Origin of the sequence: Porphyromonas crevioricanis (assembly GCF_900167225.1) — a bacterium.
Classification (GTDB): Bacteria; Bacteroidota; Bacteroidia; order Bacteroidales; family Porphyromonadaceae; genus Porphyromonas; species Porphyromonas crevioricanis.
Genome location: NZ_FUXH01000007.1, coordinates 71,431 through 89,088 on the forward strand (window position 1 = coordinate 71,431; position 17,658 = coordinate 89,088).

At 46.7% G+C, this 17,658-nt stretch carries 14 protein-coding genes; 6 read left to right on the forward strand and 8 right to left on the reverse strand.

Going from position 1 to position 17,658, the window contains the following annotated elements:
- Positions 1-375: 375 nt before the first annotated feature.
- From B5D48_RS05335 to B5D48_RS05365, 7 genes are all read right to left on the reverse strand, one after another.
- Positions 376-2,097 (reverse strand): ABC transporter ATP-binding protein, encoded by a 1,722-nt coding sequence (locus tag B5D48_RS05335; protein ID WP_023937176.1) that lies wholly within the window; start codon positions 2,095-2,097, stop codon positions 376-378.
- A gap of 44 nt (positions 2,098-2,141) precedes the next feature.
- On the reverse strand, positions 2,142-3,893 hold the full coding sequence (locus B5D48_RS05340) for an ABC transporter ATP-binding protein (RefSeq protein ID WP_023937177.1): 1,752 nt from the start codon (positions 3,891-3,893) through the stop codon (positions 2,142-2,144).
- 18 nt (positions 3,894-3,911) lie between these two features.
- Complete coding sequence (locus B5D48_RS05345) at positions 3,912-5,180, reverse strand: DUF1302 family protein (protein ID WP_143742812.1); 1,269 nt, start codon at positions 5,178-5,180, stop codon at positions 3,912-3,914.
- The gene (locus B5D48_RS05350; RefSeq protein WP_023937179.1) at positions 5,180-5,968 is read right to left on the reverse strand and encodes an outer membrane lipoprotein-sorting protein; all 789 of its coding nucleotides are present in this window, start codon (positions 5,966-5,968) and stop codon (positions 5,180-5,182) included. The genes B5D48_RS05345 and B5D48_RS05350 overlap by 1 nt, the downstream gene beginning before the upstream one ends.
- Before the next feature lie 16 nt (positions 5,969-5,984).
- A complete protein-coding gene (locus B5D48_RS05355; protein ID WP_023937180.1) occupies positions 5,985-6,404 on the reverse strand; it encodes a hypothetical protein in 420 nt (139 codons plus the stop codon).
- Positions 6,405-6,414: 10 nt separating this feature from the next.
- Positions 6,415-8,802, reverse strand: a complete 2,388-nt coding sequence (locus B5D48_RS05360) for an efflux RND transporter permease subunit (protein WP_023937181.1) — start codon at positions 8,800-8,802, stop codon at positions 6,415-6,417.
- Positions 8,803-8,872: 70 nt separating this feature from the next.
- Positions 8,873-9,490, reverse strand: coding sequence for a TetR/AcrR family transcriptional regulator (locus B5D48_RS05365; protein ID WP_036890372.1), 618 nt, complete (start codon positions 9,488-9,490; stop codon positions 8,873-8,875).
- A 550-nt stretch (positions 9,491-10,040) separates the two neighbouring features.
- Between B5D48_RS05365 and B5D48_RS05370 the strand changes: the two genes are divergently transcribed.
- From B5D48_RS05370 to B5D48_RS05400, 6 genes are all read left to right on the forward strand, one after another.
- On the forward strand, positions 10,041-11,021 hold the full coding sequence (locus B5D48_RS05370; protein ID WP_036887276.1) for a dihydroorotate dehydrogenase-like protein: 981 nt from the start codon (positions 10,041-10,043) through the stop codon (positions 11,019-11,021).
- An 89-nt stretch (positions 11,022-11,110) separates the two neighbouring features.
- Positions 11,111-11,779, forward strand: a complete 669-nt coding sequence (locus tag B5D48_RS05375; RefSeq protein WP_023937186.1) for a YiaD family glycine zipper/OmpA-like lipoprotein — start codon at positions 11,111-11,113, stop codon at positions 11,777-11,779.
- A 163-nt stretch (positions 11,780-11,942) separates the two neighbouring features.
- Positions 11,943-12,917 (forward strand): DUF5106 domain-containing protein, encoded by a 975-nt coding sequence (locus B5D48_RS05380; RefSeq protein ID WP_023937187.1) that lies wholly within the window; start codon positions 11,943-11,945, stop codon positions 12,915-12,917.
- A gap of 10 nt (positions 12,918-12,927) precedes the next feature.
- Positions 12,928-13,800: a glucose-1-phosphate thymidylyltransferase RfbA gene (gene rfbA / locus B5D48_RS05385; protein ID WP_023937188.1), complete on the forward strand. Its 873-nt coding sequence runs from the start codon at positions 12,928-12,930 to the stop codon at positions 13,798-13,800.
- A 152-nt stretch (positions 13,801-13,952) separates the two neighbouring features.
- On the forward strand, positions 13,953-14,222 hold the full coding sequence (gene rpsO / locus B5D48_RS05390; protein ID WP_023937190.1) for a 30S ribosomal protein S15: 270 nt from the start codon (positions 13,953-13,955) through the stop codon (positions 14,220-14,222).
- 346 nt (positions 14,223-14,568) lie between these two features.
- Entirely contained in the window at positions 14,569-15,951 is a 1,383-nt protein-coding gene (locus B5D48_RS05400) for a tyrosine phenol-lyase (RefSeq protein WP_023937196.1), read from the forward strand.
- 141 nt (positions 15,952-16,092) lie between these two features.
- Here B5D48_RS05400 and B5D48_RS05405 read toward each other — a convergent pair whose 3' ends face one another.
- Positions 16,093-17,448, reverse strand: coding sequence for a serpin family protein (locus B5D48_RS05405; protein WP_023937506.1), 1,356 nt, complete (start codon positions 17,446-17,448; stop codon positions 16,093-16,095).
- Positions 17,449-17,658 lie beyond the last annotated feature (210 nt).

The window sequence follows — 17,658 nt, forward strand, 5'->3', positions numbered from 1 at the left end:
ACAGAGAGTGAAAGAGAACGCACTTTCTGGTACGTGACCATACTCGAATGTCGACAATAATGCAGTGACTGCCGTATTACGCAATGATCTCTAAGCACAAATGTAAGGCAAAAGCCATTGTAGCCCAACAGACTCTCCAGAAGAAGAAATAAGGGGCTGTGGCAAAATTCGATTTTGCCCACAGCCCCATTTATGTGCGTTAGAATGCGCAAAAAGCAAGGCTCTAAGACTGAGGCTGAGGGGAGCATACTGGAAAGCCGAATGTCGCAAGTAACACAGCAGTTTGCGTATTATGGCACTCCGTCTGTATCCTGTACATTGTCAAAGTTCACCCTTATGGCACATAACCTTTGTAGAAAGAAAAACGAGAGGAGATCAACTCAGAGGCAAAGCATGTTGCAACTGAAACAAATGGGCAAATTCACCTCCTTGCTTCAACAATTCGGCTGGATGTCCGCTCTCAACGACCCGTCCATCCTTGAGTACAACGATCTTGTGGGCATTGGCCACTGTACGCATCCGATGGGCAATGATCAGCACCGTCTTATTGCGAATTAACTCCGAAATAGCGGACTGTATTTGACTCTCATTCTCCACATCAAGACTGGCCGTAGCCTCATCCAGCAAGACGACAGGGGCATCTTTAAGCAAAGCCCGGGCAATAGAGATGCGCTGACGCTCCCCTCCGGAGAGTCTCTCTCCATTCTCCCCGATAATCGTATCGTAGCCATTCGGCAGACGGCTGACAAACTCATCACACCGAGCCAATCGGGCGACAGCTCTGACCTCTTCGTCGGTTGCATCTTGCCGGCCTATGCGGATATTGTCCATCACACTTGCATTGAAAAGAAGGACGTCCTGAAAGACAATTGCGTAATGGCGAAGCAAACTTTCGGGATCGATAGTAGAAATATCTACCCCTCCTAAGAAAATCCGGCCATGATCAACATCCCAAAACCGGGCAGCCAGCTTGGCCGAAGTACTCTTACCTCCACCAGAAGGACCCACCAAGGCTGTCACCTCTCCCTGACGGGCAGTGAAAGAGACAGAGCGCAAGACCTGTCTATCGCCTCCATAGGAAAAATCTACCTCCTCGAAAGTAATATCATAGTTAGACACCTGAAAGTCTGATGTTCCTTGCTGGATAGGCATAGCATCCATTTCTCGCATACGGTCAATGCGAACATCAAGAAAGGCAAGAATAGCCATGTTGTTGAATACCTCCATAATCGGGTTGTAGATAGTCGACCCGATCATGAGAAATACGAGATATGTAAATAGATCAACCTCTCCTGAGACTAACAAGTAAGCCCCCACGAGAATAACCGAGGCCAACCCCAGTTTCAGGATGATATAAGATATATTGATAGAACAGCCAACAAGCAGTTCTCCCTTGATCATGCCTTGCTCACAGCTATCCAATTCGTCATCAAGCTTAGCCAAGTAGTCTGCCTCTCCGTTGTAGGACTTAATTTCCTGAATTTCCTCCAAACCCTCCTGTATACGCTCCGTGACAGCTCGCTTGACGAAGTAATGCTTCCTATGCAGACGCAACATAAACTTCTTGGATACAAAAATCACTGCAGCTGCCACTGGTACAACCCAAAGCAGGGCCAGAGAGAGTTGCCAGTTAAAACAGAACAAACCAAGTCCAACCAACGATAAACTCAAGAAAGAGGCAAAAAGCTGTGGAATGGAATGGGAGAACATTTTCTCAAGCTCCGAATTGTCCTCCATAAGCGTTGCAGTAAGGTCAGAGAGATTTTTCTCCGCAAAGAAAGCCAATGGCAACTTGCGCAACTTCTCAGCCAGACCAATACGCCTATTGGCACTTTCCACATACACGTTCGTGTAAGTATTGGTGTATTGAATCATGGCAAGGGCAAACAATATCAGCATAAAAGCAAGTGCAACAGCTATATAAAAACGCCAACCATGCAAAGCAAGAGCATGGAAATAATCATCAAGAAACAGGAAAGTAAACACAGCCGGCAACATCAGGGCAATATTGAGCAGCGTAGTCCAGGCAATCCCCCCGAAAAGGGACTTGCCCCCCTGTCTCGATAGAGCAAATCTATTTTGGAAGTATGAAATCATCTTTGTGTCAATTTATTATTCGGATTAGTGATACAAGCCTCCTCCTATACTGTCCAGGCCACAGATCGCTGGTATTCATCCCACATGGAACTATACAGACCTTTCTTGGCGAGCAACTCTTCATGGTTCCCCTGCTCTGCAATCTGCCCCTTATCTACCACCAGAATACGATCTGCCTGCTGCACACTTGTCAAGCGATGTGCAATCATCAACACTGTCTTGCCTTTCATCAACTCTTGCAAAGCCTGATGTATAAGTGTCTCACTCTCGGGATCGGCAAAAGCAGTAGCCTCATCAAGCACCACAATAGAGGCATTCTTAAGAATAGCTCTGGCTAAGGCAATCCGCTGTCGTTCTCCACCGGAAAGGTAGATACCGTCCGCTCCAATTCGTGTATTCAGGCCATTGGGTAAGCGATCGATAATCTCCCTGCTTCGAGAAAGATCGATAGCCCTATTTATCGCCTCCTCTGTAGCATCGGGAGTTCCATAGGTAATATTTTCCCGAAGTGTCGTTTTGAAAAGTTTGGTATTCTGGAAAACAAAAGCAACTCTCTCCATCAGATCCTCCTTGGCCATATCACGCACATCTACCCCACCTATCCGTACACTGCCATGAGAGACATCCCAAAAGCGAGGGATTAGCCGAGCGATAGTTGTTTTGCCACTGCCGGAAGGGCCTACCAAAGCATAGGTCTTGCCCTCCGGGATCATGAAGTCTACACCATCGACAGCTTTTTGTGTCGTTCCCGGATAGCCGAAGCTCACCTGGTTGAATGCAAGGTCGTGCTGCTGAGGCCTAAGGGTTTTCTCGGCAATAGGCAAAGAGCTCTCAGAGGTAAGTTGCTCCAAGCGGCTAATTGTCTCATTTGCCAAGAAAAGATTTTGTCCAAGATGCATGATCTTCATGATATTGGTGGCAAAAAGAGGGGTGACCAATAAATACAGGAACATATCTGCCAGCAACTCCGTTGGATTATCTGATTTGCCGATCAGCAAGATCGTCACCGGGATGAGGAAAAAGGCAAAACTATGTATCGCCACCATATAGAAAGACATGGGTTTCTGCCAGCTAAGAGTGTACTTCATCACCAAATCTCGATAGGAGATAATACTATCGTAAAATCGCTTAAAAGAGAATACCGTTTGCTGAAAAACCTTCACCACCGGGATCCCTCGTACATATTCAACAGCTTCGCTGCTCATCTTTTCCTGTGCATCAAGGTATCTCCGCTGGAAATCATTACGATTCGGATTCATCATAATAAACATCGTAAGACAGGCAGCCAATATGGGTATCAGACAAACCAATCCCAGACGTGGGTCAAACACGAATATAAGGATGAAGACACCCAAGGGAGCAGTTATACTCCCAATGATATCCGGCAACAAATGCGCCAGCAAGATATGTGTCTGGGAGGTATCTTCGTCTATGACTTTCCGTATTTTGCCACTAAGTTTCTTATCGAAATAGCCCAATGGCATTCTCAATACACGACGCATCGCTTCTCGTCTCATATTTAGCTCGACCCGAAAAGCAACCAGATGCGACAACATCAGGGAGCAAAAATAGAGGAGTATGGCTATGACCGAGACGCCCACAGCCCACCAAGCATAAGTCTTCACAAGAGAGCTATCTGCCAAGCCTCTACCGGACAACAGTTCACGGACGATAAACCAAATAAGAATGAAAGGCAACAATGACACCAAACCATTCATGGCCGAGAGAGCAAAGGATATGGGCAGAAGAATCTTACGCTGCCCCATGTAGGATTGGATTTTTTGAATCGTATTCATCGGAAATGCAATGTCTTTTTAGAAGCTGTATCTAGCTTTGATCCAAACTTCCGAATTGTCTCTATATCGGGCAAACAGGCTCCCATTGTCTTGCCCGGCAAACCAATCGTAACCGGCCAATAAATGCAACTGATCACTCAGAGCATAATCTCCTGAAAAACGGCTGAACCACGCTCCATTATTGAGATCGAGATAAGTAAAATTGGCAAGAGAGAGTGTACTGCCCAGCATTTTTTTTGAGATATGAAGTGTAAGCAGAGAGGTATGCTCATCTTGCCCGGCAATAGGATCGTAGTCGAAAATGCTCTCTGAAGAAAGCTGAGCTGAGAGCATCCATTCGTAAGGAGCATACCAATCAGCTCCAACAAGCCAATTGAGAGAATTGAATCCCTGCTCTGGAGAACGAAAATGCTTATCTATGTTGAATGCCGCCTCTCCTCTAAGGACAAAAGCACCGAGAGGCTTGGCAATGTCTCCCCCAACGAAACCCATGCGGTAATAGCGAGGAGAGACACGCACACTGCCAGGAGTCATTCCTCTTTCGATCTGCAAAACAGGCATTTTGTTCCATGTATGCAAAGCTGCAAGAGAAAAATCTACACCCGGCAGAGTAAAGCTCAAACGACCGCCATATTCTATATTGGCCAATTTGAGGGCAGGCTTACTATCCTTGTCATCCCATTCGATTTCGTAAGACTTTTTTTGACCTGAAGAGGAGAATATACTCCACGGATTGTTTTCCCCAGTCGGCAATATATACCCCTCGAAAGTGGGTACCAATATGGTTTCGAATCGTAGCTTTTCGTTGTACAGAGAGAAGCGCAAAGCATTTACCGGCAAACGGATATCATCGTAGTCTTGAGCGAGAAACTCTGTCAAATCCATTGGAGAGACCAAGTCGGTAATACGTACTCCATCGGCAGTTCCCCAAATCACAAACTGTCGCCCAAAACTGATCTTCCAAAACTCCTCTTGATGTTCAAAATAGGCTTCTCTCAATTTCAGATTGCAAGGCCCTCCGGTGATGGGGTTATACGCAGCATCGAAAGAAGCAACAACAACCGACTCGTCGAAACGCTTGGTAAACTCTCCTCGCAGCCGTGTACGCGAACTCATAATATCATGAGGAGAGGTTACACGCATCGCATGGTAGGTATCTACAAAGCCCTTTGTATCGAATGTCACTCCTCGCTCTCCTTCCGGAGACAAGGCTCGCAGAGGCAAAGCCCCGACAATCAGGCCAAGCAACAGAATCGCATATAAACAAACAGTATCTCGATACATCATCACATACCGCCTTTCTCGAGAGTGGCAACATTAAACTTCGATTCATCCAGAGGTAAATCGAACTTAGGGTTTTTGATTTCCAAAATCGTTTGGTGTCCATTCTGTACATTAGTCATGTGCATCTTCTTGGCCACCCAAAATCCGTTCACCTTACTGATCTCGGATAGCTCCAGCCGACGATGTAGCTTGCCCATTTTGTCGTAGTACTCGACCTTGACAGGGATCAAACAATCCTGGCGTACCCAAGTCATCTTGCTCGAAAAGACATCACGGTTATCTCGTGGCTTGGACTCCACTTTCCAGCATTTATGCCCGGCAAGAGTCTCTTCTGCCAGGAGAGAATGTGTGTCTTCATCCACATGTCTGCCCCCCATGTCGTCATAGGTAAAGTCACTTCCCATGAAGTAGTCTTTCTTAGCTGAGGAACCACTGATCCGTCTGACTTTTTTCATTGAGGGGAGATAGAGCCAACGATCATCTTCTTTGTCTGCCGAATCGTAATCCCAAGTGAGAAATCCGGTTCCTTTGACATCTCCAGGATAAAGGAAAAACAGAATTGTCTTGCGGTCTTTCTTCCCTTTGCCCATATCAATCGAATAGGAGAGCAATTTGCGCTCTCTGGTACTTCCACGTTTATTGATCAGAGTCATGCCCAATTCCGACTGTCGAGTGTCTCCATCTGAGCGATCCTTCACTTTCTGCATAACATCTCGCCCTGTCTTCTGCGCAAAAGATCCGGTCGTCCAGAGAAAGGCCATGACAAGGCCTGTAAATACGATACGATTCATTGTTTCAATTATGTTTTTATTCGGTTTCTAATTCTGGTTTACTTTCCATAGGTTTCCACAAGCGAACAACGAGAACAATGTTTGTTGCCAAGATGAAAGAGAGGAGCAAAATCTGTTCTATGCAGAAAGGACTCTCTCCGAAGGTTGCAATCAAGTGAACTGCATTGAGAAGCCCCATCAAAGAAGCCCATATTCGATTGAACCAAACAAAACCTCTGCTCTCAATCAAAAGAGTAAGCAGCACCATCAGCAAAGAGCCTACTCCGAAAACAATATGACTGACCACAAAGATGGTCGGCTCGGAGCCATCCGTTCCCGGCAGCTGAATATTTGCTCCGTAGAAGAGACTGTCCAGAGAAAAAACAGAGTGGAAAATGATCCCTGTGACAACCAATAGCCACAGAAAAGCCAACTTAATTTGCTCGATTTGTTTCATAACTACCTCTTCATTTTAAGGTTGTACGATTCTCTTCTTCTCTCCTCTTGTCTCCCTCTTCCTTGCCGAAAATTTTGAAGCGACGGAATAACAAAGGAGTAATACACAAATCGGCCAAAAGAGCCGAAAGCATCCCTGCCACAGAAAGAATACCCATATGGATGAAAGAGAGATTTTCCGAAGTTGTATAGGCGGCAAAATTGGAGGAAACGATAAGGCTCGTCAGAACAATGGGAGTCCCCACAATACGGAAAGTCTTCAGAATAGCTCCACGATAGTCTCGTTGTCGATCGAACTCCAAATGGCCATGATTGATGAAGTGTATCGTGTCATCCACAGCCAGACCGAGTACCATAGGCATGATAGTGGCCGTCATCATATCAAGAGGATAATCCATCCAACCCATCAATCCACCAACAACAATGGCAGGCATTATATTAGGTATCAAGCCGATAAGCCCCACACGGACACTGCCAAAAACAACCATCATCAAGATGCCGATAATCAGTAGCGAAATCACAAATGAGCTGATCTGTCCGCGCACAATGTATTGCATCATCGTGGTAAACTGTGGCAACGATCCCACCGGTGTTATCTGTGCATCCGGGAAAAGTTTGCGTGCCAGATCGGTAATATCTTGCATCTCCCGCTCGGCTTCTCCGGAGTTGTAGGCCTGCAACTCTACCTTAATGCGCAGACGGCTGTATTCGTAGTCAATCCAGTTTTCCACCTCACTGCCACCGGCATTCTCGTAGAGTAAGAGCTGTTGGGCAACCTCCTCCTGACTGTCGGGAATGGTATAATAGGCTGCCTGACCATCGTGCAAAGTCTGGTTGAGATCCTTAATCACATTCAAAACCGATGTAGTACGCTTGGTGAGAGGATAGTTCTCCACAACACGAGCCACGGAGTCCAGAGCCTTGAGAGCTTCGGGATTTTTGGCTGCACCGGGATTTTTGAGATCTATCATGATGTCATAGGAATAGACCGAACCAAGCTCACTCTCCCCTACTTCCATTATATCCTTTACATAGTCGATCCTCCGTCCCATAGTCCTGTCTATATCGAAAGCTGCCTCTATATTGGTAAAGTGGTAGAGGAGACCAACAGTGAATATTCCAAACACCAGCAAGATCTTTTTCTCATTGTTCAGGATCCAATCCCCAAAAGCCTCCAAATAGCGATCGATCCACTGCTTACCTATCGTGGCAGCGTTCTCCACTGGCTTGCGATCTTTACCAAAGCTCAGAGTTACTGGCATGACCAACATAGAAATGAAGAAAGTCAGAAGTACACTGAGTGAGGTAACAATCCCGACAAAATGCATCGGAACTACAGGAATAGTAAGGAAAGACAGAAGAGCAGCAAAAGTGGTCAAGGCACTAAACAAGATGGGCCAACCAGTTTCTCCAATCGTTTCGATAGCTGCCAACTTGCGTTTCCCATGCAGACGAAGTTGCCGCTTGAAGAAAGAATGGATATGTATGTTGTAGGCTATCGCAATGGCAAAAGCCAAAAGCATCGGGATCAATATCATCGCACTATCTATACTCAAACGGAAATAGCCCACTAAGCCATAGGCAATGATGATAGAGCTCACAGCCGTGAGAATCGGTACCACTACTCCTCGGACTGAGCGAGTAAAGAGAGCAAGAACGATTAGAGCACAGACAATAGCCAAACTCATTACTCGAGTCATCTCCTTCCCGATCCAATCCAGTTTACGGGCAGACAAATAAGGCATACCGGTACCTCTCGGGTTCAGCGGGGCATATTCGCTCTTGCTTAGTATCCGGTGAAGCTCTCTACCTGTAAGCATCTCAGGCGCAACACTCCCCTTTCCTTTATTCCAGACAGAATCTTCCGGGAAAGGGCGAAGCTTGAGCAACACCCAAGTCAATGTACCGTCTTTGGAAACCAGACGGCTGGCAATGTGTGGCTTGCGATAGGCTTTGCGCCGTATCTCAGCCAAGGCTGCCGGATCAGAAGGGATCTCCTCGGGAACAATCTGCTCGATGGATATTCCCTCCTCATTGCCTTCCATAAATTCTATATCGGTAAGCGAAGTAATCTTATCCGCATAAGACATACTATCCAACATCTCGTTGGACAATTTGCGGATCAGCTCCAGACTCTCCTTGCTAAAACTGTCTTCACAGCGCGTAAGGACGGCAGCATAGTTGTCGTTACCGAAAATGGACTTGAACTCTTCTGTTTTGACCATCATGGGATCGTCCTCGAGGAAGTAATCCTCCCAAGAGGTCTTGATGTTCAGAAAAGACAAGCCAAAGAGCCCTATAACAAGCAGCAAAACAAAAAGCCCCAAAGAGAGAAAACGCCTGTGAATAATGTACTCCGCACGACGATAAAACCATTTGTTGATTCGTTCGATCTTCATTGCTATAAATAATGTGGTTATTCAAAATACTCCCGACCAAATGCCTCTCTCAAACCGGATCCAACGGCCATCATCCTCTCATCAACTCAGTCCAACCGGCCGTTCCGAATGCAATATATTCCGAGAGAGCTCGCTCTATCTCCTGCTCGGTCAACTCTTCGTTGGCTATGATCTCGGTAAATATGATCATCCACCACGTGGAACTCAGCTTGACAAAGAGAGGGGATACCTCCGCCTTGAATTGCGGATATTTCTTTCGAAATCGCTCCAGATACACCTTACCCACCTCGGTTTGGCGACGGACAACCTCTTCTCTGAAAGACTCCAAGGAAGATCCTCCAGAGAGCAACAGCAGGAGCTTAAGCTCTGCCCGATATGTACGGGTAAGAGACATAAACTCTTGCACCATTTTCTCTCGATAGCGATCCGGAGCAGACATGTACAACTCCATATCCTCATCGCTATTGTGTTCCTCCAACATCTTGTTGAATGCATTCAACAAAGGAGAGAGTACCTCTCTGAAAAGGCAATCCTTATGATCGAAATGGTTGTATATATTGCTAACTGCCACCGCACTCTCTGCAGCTATCACACGCAAAGAGGCTCCACGGAACCCCTTGGCAAGGAACTCTTCCCGAGCTGCTCGTACGATCCTTTGGCGAGTTGTGTTATTGCTCGTTGACTTCATCTGTTTTGTTCATTAGGGTTCGGCACAACGGAGAATAAGGAAGAAGTCTCCTCATATCCAAGGGCTTATTACCAAGATCTGAGACAAAAGTATCGAGCATGAACACTGTTCACAATGCCTACAGTTGGGTATTTCCTTCTCTTTTTTTCAGTATTTTTTAGTATGGATGACGAATTGCCAATTAGAGGCCTTCGGACCCAAAACGATCATTTATCAAAAACATAGGCAAATAGATTGTATTTTAATAGAATACAACATCCTATAAATGGGCAGCGGGACGTAATTTTTATTTAATGGGGAGAGAGCGAAAATTCTCTCCTCAGAGAATTTTCGCTAACACAGGAGAGAACAAAAATTCTCTGAGGAGAGAATTTCGGCTCTCTCAAAACACCGATGAATAGGGCTTTTTCAGGATGGGTCAAAAGGGGGTAAAGTTGAGGAAACCCTTGTGTGGCAAAGTGTTTAATTTCATTTTGTACCTTTGTTGAACAAATTAGGAAAGAACCGATTTATAATGGCAGGGGCATTCCCCATTGAAACAAGAAGCAAGATGATAGATATTACGACTACTTATGCAGGGCTGCAACTCAAAAATCCTATCGTAGCAGCCAGTTCGGGTTTGACAAGCAATATCAACAAGATCAAAGAGCTGGCAGCTCAGGGAGTGGGAGCTATCGTGTTGAAATCTCTCTTTGAGGAACAAATCGAGATGCAGGGACAGTCAATGCTGGAGCACACCGACTACCCGGAGGCAGCCGACTATATAGCCCAGTATGTGCGTGGAGAACAGGTGAATCAATACCTCGACTTGATCAGTCAAGCCAAGCAAAGTACCGATGTACCGGTAATCGCCAGTATCAACTGCTTCCGGGCGGATGCATGGGCAGACTTTGCAGGTCGCATAGAGCAAGCAGGAGCAGATGCTATCGAACTGAATGTAATGCGCCTGGAGACAGATCTGTTTGCCAAAGAAAGCTATGAAGACCAGTATGTCGCCATCGTAGCATCCATTGTCAAGGCTGTAAAAATCCCTGTGACAGTGAAGCTTTCTCGCACATTAAGCAACATCCCTGCATTGGTAGACAAATTGCGTGCTACCGGAGCCAAAGGAATCGTGCTATTTAACCGCTCCTATCGCACCGATGTAGACATAGAGACAGAAAGTCTGTGCTCCGGAAATGTTTTCTCTCAACCAACAGACATCTGCGACACTCTCAGATATACAGGCATCTGCTCCGCCCTGATCCCTGGTGTGAGCTTGGCAGCCTCAACCGGAGTACATGGCTGGGAAGAGGTGGTTAAATGTATTTTGGTAGGCTCTTCGGCAGTGCAGATGTGTTCGGCCCTGTATAAGGGGGGCAGCACTGCTATCAAAGAAGCTATACTTGGCCTGACCACGTGGATGGAGCGCAAAGGTTATCGCTCCATAGAGGAATTTAGAGGACGCCTGAACGCTGCTGACATCAAATCGGCTACAATGTTTGAGCGTATGCAATTTATGAAGTACTTTTCGAGACACGAATCCAACTAAGCAATACGCATCCTGTCAGAGGACTTGTGTCGGGTACATATCGGTCGCAAAACAGGAGCAACACAGAAACAAATAAGGATAGAAAAAACATGAAAAAGACAAGTATTATTGCAGCTCTGGCAGCCACAGCTCTACTGATCAGCGGATGCGGACTCAGCAACGCAATCAAGGGAGGAGCCATAGGTACAGGTGCCGGTGCCGCTATTGGAGCCGGTATAGGTAAGGTGGCCGGGAATTCCGGCATGGGTGCCATCATAGGGGCAACCATAGGAGGAGCAGCCGGTGCTATCATCGGGAACAAGATGGACAAGCAGAAAAAGGAGCTAGAAACTCAACTCCCCGATGCCAAGATAGAAGCAATCAACGATGGCGAAGCTATCCGAGTAACATTTGACAGCGGTATCCTCTTCCAGACAGGCAAGAGTGACCTGAACGCCGCTTCACGCTCCGCTCTGAGCAAATTTGCGAAAAACATCAACGAAAATCCAGATACGGATATTGAGATTATAGGTCATACCGACAGTACCGGTAGTGATAGGGTGAACAATCCGCTCTCAGAACGTCGTGCCAAGGCTGTGTATAGTTTCCTTAACGCTCAAGGAGTTGCCACCTCTCGTATGCAATACAGTGGCAAGGGTAGCTATGAGCCTATTGCAGACAACAGCACAGTGGAAGGTCGTCGTCTGAACCGCCGTGTGGAAGTGTACATCCTGCCGAATGCCAAGATGATAAAGGAAGCAAAGCAGGGCTCTCTGTAAGCAAAACTTATCAAGAGTCTCCGCACCAAACGCAAAGGAGACAACGAAAATTAGACAGCGCAAGCGGAGAAGAAGGCCGGTATCCGAGCCCCGTTCTCGCTTGTCGCTGTCTTTGTTTTTCACAGTCACATAATATTACCTCAAACTGATTAGCAGCCAACAAATGAAACGAAGAAACCTTTTTCCGGTCTGCGCTCTGGCATTCGCTCTCAGCTCGACATCTCTCTCCCTTTTGACTTGTTCCGGATCTCGCAGCCGAACGGAGGCACAGGCAGACACAACCCGAAACACTCAGGTAGCTCACGAGCTGGAAACGCTGGCCTTCCCCTTGCCGGATGTGCCCTCTTATCTAATAGAGCCACATGATCGCGCAAAATATTTGCTGCTACACTATTGGGACAAATGCTCCTTTACCGACACAACCGAGCTACAAAAAGGAGGACGTATGGAAGCCAGTTTTGCCAACTTCGCAGCATTGGCAGCCAATATGCCATTAGCAGAAATACAACAGTCTTTGCTGGTGCCTCTGGAAAAATCGTCAGGAAAAATGCTCAACTTCTTCCTAAAGATGTACGAGAAGTATTACTATTTCTCCAACTCCCCGATGCACAATGAAGAGTTTTATATCCCCATCCTCGACTGGGCTGAACAATCACCCAAACTCGACTTTGCCTCACAGGAGCGTCTCAAAGCTCGAGCTAAACTTGTCCGCCGCAACAGGGTGGGATCAAAAGCATTCGACTTCGCTCTTGAAATGGCCGACGGCTCCCAACGTAAGCTCCACTCTTTCGCAGGTGAATACCTATTGCTCATATTCTATTCTCCGGGTTGCCATACTTGCCAGATGACAATAGAGCAAATCAACAATACACCGGAAATAGGACGCCTACACACCTCCAAACGTGTGCGCTCCCTTTATGTATATGCAGAGAACGACAAAGAAGCATGGCTCAACTACCGTTCCCAACTGCCCTCCTATGCCTACAATGGGATGAACACGGATGGGGCGATCCTCTCCCGAGAGCTGTATGACCTCAAGGCCTCCCCCACCATATATCTGTTGGACAAAGAAAAGAAAGTCCTTCTCAAAGATGTATCCATAGAGACTGTTCTGGATTATCTAAACTTCCACTTATAAATACACTTCGATGAAAGGCATCGTACTTGCCGGTGGATCCGGCACACGACTCTATCCTCTCACCATCGGCCTGAGCAAACAGCTATTGCCAGTTTACGACAAACCTATGATCTACTATCCGATCTCGGTACTTATGTTGGCCGGCATCCGCGAAATTCTGCTCATATCCACCCCACAAGACCTACCGCAATATCGCCGTATGCTGGGTGATGGATCGGCTTTCGGCATATCAATTGCCTATGCTGAGCAACCCGAACCACGAGGGCTGGCAGAAGCCTTCATCATAGGGCGAGAGTTTGTCGGCAGCGAAGCTGTATGTCTGGTGTTGGGCGACAATATCTTTTATGGACAATCATTCTCCTCTACCCTTCTTTCAGCTGCCGACAAAGTGGAGAAAGAGGGTAAGGCTATCATTTTCGGCTATCGAGTCAAGGATCCTAACCGCTACGGAGTGGTAGAGCTGGACAAAAACGGCAAAGCGATCAGTATCGAAGAAAAGCCCTCCAACCCCAAAAGCGATCTGGCCGTTGTAGGTCTCTACTTCTACCCACCATCTGTGGTAAACATCGCAGCCAATGTACGCCCCTCGAATAGAGGGGAACTGGAAATCACATCTGTAAACAATGCCTACCTCACCCAAGGAAATCTCTACGTAGAAATGCTGGGGCGCGGATTTGCATGGCTGGATACTGGCACACACGAGGCTCTGGCTCAAGCCTCTACCTATGTGGAAATTTTACAGAAAAGGCAGGGGTTAATGATAGCCTGTCTCGAAGAAATCGGTTACAGGCATGGCTGGCTGTCTCGGGAAAAGTTGCAAGAACGGGCGGCTCTCATGCCGGGTAACGATTATGGCCTCTACTTGTACAGCTTGTTGGGTTAAGAAGGAAACCTCCCCGGACACATACTCCACTTGTATGGTGTTTGAGAGGGCTTGTGCAGGAGAAATGTTAGTTGTACCTTCGTGGCTGATTATCGATCTACGCCCGTATTAGGCGGGGGTAGTATTTATGTTTAATAAAAAACAATAAGAGAATGTATCTCGACAAAGAAAAGAAGGAAGAGATCTTCGGCAAGTATGGTAAGGCTACAACCGATACGGGTAGCCCCGAGAGCCAAATCGCACTCTTCACCTATCGTATTCAGCACTTGACCAAGCACTTGCAGGAAAACAAGAAAGACTTTGCTACAGCCCGTTCGCTCAAGCGTCTCGTAGGCCGTCGTCGTCAGTTGCTGGACTATCTTACTCGCAAAGATATCGAGCGTTACCGTGCTATAATCAAGGAGTTGGGCATCCGTCGCTAAAAAGACTCGCCTCAAGATCTTGAACAAAGTGCCTCCCAGAGAGGGTCACACTTACGGTTCGGAGGGTATTGCAGAATAAACCTGCAATACCCTCTTTTTCTTTTGAGAACTCCGGCAATAAAAAGGCAGCCAAAATCAATCGACACTGCCCCTATCAACGTTTCCTCTTCTTCCTCAAAAGTGTCGATCCCAAAGTCTTAGGTCCAAGCTTGAAGCCTAATTCTTTTTCTTTTGAAATAATCATATATTTGTGATCGGCTGTCTGTTTTAATCCAAAGGATAGCCATAAGAGGATATCTTAGTCACAAAGACATTATTTCTAAACAACAACAAAACACAAACAACAATGGACATCAACAAGTATCCAGCCGAGCCATTTCGCATCAAGAGTGTAGAACCCGTGAAAATGAATTCTCGCCAGGAGCGGGAGCGTATGATCAAGGAAGCAGGTTATAATACCTTCCTGCTCAATTCAGAAGATGTATACATCGACTTGCTTACCGATAGTGGTACCAATGCCATGAGTGATCGTCAATGGGGAGGTATGATGCAGGGTGATGAGGCTTATGCTGGCAGTCGCAACTGGAAACATCTGGAAGCAACGGTACAGGAGCTTTTCGGGTTCAAGCATATCGTTCCCACTCACCAGGGGCGTGGGGCGGAAAACTTACTGAGCCGTATCGCCATCAAACCGGGACAATACGTACCGGGGAACATGTACTTCACGACTACCCGCTACCACCAGGAGCACAACGGTGGTATTTTCGTGGATATTATTCGGGATGAGGCACACGATGCCGGTCTGGATATTCCTTTTAAGGGAGATATATCTCTCGACAAACTACAGAAACTAATCGATGAAAAAGGGGCCGAGAATGTCGCCTATGTCTGTCTGGCTGTAACAGTGAATTTGGCTGGAGGGCAACCGGTATCGATGAAAAATATGCGTGCCGTACGCAAGCTGACGGCCAAGTACGGTATTAGGGTGTTCTTCGATGCCACACGCTGTGTAGAAAATGCCTATTTCATCAAAGAGCAGGAAGAGGGCTATGCCGACAAATCAATACAAGACATCGTATTGGAGATGTTCAGCTATGCCGATGGTTGCACGATGAGTGGCAAGAAAGACTGCTTGGTGAATATCGGAGGCTTCCTTTGTATGAATGACGAGGATTTGTTCCAAGCCGCCAAAGAATTGGTTGTCGTGTACGAAGGAATGCCGTCTTATGGAGGCATGGCCGGACGCGATATGGAAGCGATGGCCATCGGTCTTCGCGAATCAATGCAATACGAATATATCCGTCACCGGGTATTGCAGGTGCGTTACCTTGGGGAGAGGCTACTCGAAGCCGGTATTCCTATCATCCAACCCGTAGGTGGTCATGCAGTGTTCTTGGATGCCAGACGTTTCTGTCCCCACTTGAAACAGGAGCAGTTCCCGGCACAAAGTTTGGCTGCCAACCTCTTTTTGGAAAGTGGTGTGCGATCTATGGAAAGAGGTATCGTATCGGCTGGTCGTGATGCTAAAACAGGGGAAAACCATGCACCGAAGCTCGAAACAGTGCGCCTAACTATCCCCAGACGTGTATACACCTACAAGCATATGGATGTGGTAGCCGATGCTGTGATCAAGCTCTACCGTCACAAAGAAGACATTAAAGGCTTGCGCTTCGTTTATGAGCCTAAGCAGCTTAGATTCTTCACAGCTCGCTTTGAGGAGATAGACTGATCAATTCAGATAGCGATCTCAAAATACTCGCCTGTAACTGAAGGCAGGATACCCTCAAAAAAGAAGCCTCCTTGCAGATTAGCTAATCTGCAAGGAGGCTTCTTTTTACTCGACTCTTAAAGTCGTACGATCTATTCACTGTCAATCAATGCTGTTTACCCGTCCTAAGAACATCAACTTACCACTACCAGCATGGCTGATAGTAAAGAAGAATGGATGGTCTGCCTTGAATTCGACCGGCTCTTCCGGGGCAGCAGTGTCGGTAAATATCACCGCAGTGGCAGCTGCCGCTTCTACGCCCTTTTCGTCCCATCCAACCATACACTTCTGCAACACCTTACTTACCCGAAGGTTAGGATTATCCATTATTCCCATGAGGTTACCCGGTTGGGTAATCTTGCTCAAACCCAGTTGTCGTGCTCCTTCCTGATCAGCGTCATTAAGTAACAGCGTCGATTTGGTGGTAAATTTATATTTGGGCAAGTAGATATCCACCGTCCTCATTATGGCATTCTCTTCCTTTGCAAAGACCTTGATTGGGTCATGCTTGGCAAAAAACTCAGCCGTCAGTTCTTGTTTTTTGTTTTTGGGGAGGATGATATCAAGGAAGAAACCTTTCTTCTCTGTTGGCAGACGCAATATCTGAGCCTCGGGCAAATCGGCCAAAGTCTCAGTTCTACATCCTCGAAGCATTTCCACTTCTTGCTTAGCCCCAGTTGCTACCATAAATTCCCCTTTCTTAGTATCTGCCTTACTGAAAGGCCTGTCCCATGGAGTATTGAAATACAATACATTTGTGAGAATCATAGCCAAATCATCCGAAGCCAAATCCTCTGATAGTAGATTCTTGATTTTTCCATAACTCTTACGCTCTATCCACTCGTTTATGTAGCGAATAGCCTCCCCCTTAGATAAGTTGAGAACCGACATGGCAGCATCGAAATACTTAAGCATCACCGGTGGATAGTCGGCTTTGAGTTTCTGCACCCGTTGCTCATCCACCCAAAGGGCATTAGCCACAAACAAGCGTCTCTCAGAGCTGGTCGTTTCCAAGTCTTTTGTCAAACGTCTATGATATTCGGAGAGCTGTTGTCTGTCTGCCGAACTCCATCCCATTGCATTTACCAACTCCCCTCGAGCCTCATCGGAAGCCCCCGCAGCTACCATGGCAATGGCATATTCCCAAGAAAGGGGAGAGAGAATCAAATTTTCATTACGACTCTTCGAAGCCACATAGGCAAACATCTTATAGGCAAAACCATTGGCACCCTTCACCAACAACTTGTCGGCCTCTGTAATCGGCTCATTATCCGTATTCTTTATAGATGGAACATCCGCTCCCTTTTCGGGCAATTCGGGCTGAGAAAGGATTGCCACCCCTCCCTCCGGTATCGGAATTTCCGGCTGGGGTACATCGGCCCCTTTCGGACTATCCTTACCACATCCCACAAGGAAGAATACGGAAGACAACGCTAGGCAAATCAATTTTGTTTTCATAACTCCTCTGTTTTATTTGTGAAACCTATTTTCAACACTCACTACATTCTCTTTCGTCTCTCTGTACTCTGCCACACCGCAGAGACTTAGGCCTCAGAAAAAGGCCGATGAGCAAAGGGAACTACCTTGACAAATCCGCTGAAACGAAAGTGAACCCTCGTAGACAATCTCCTCTCTCAACTCTTAAATGATCTTAAGTAAGAAATACTG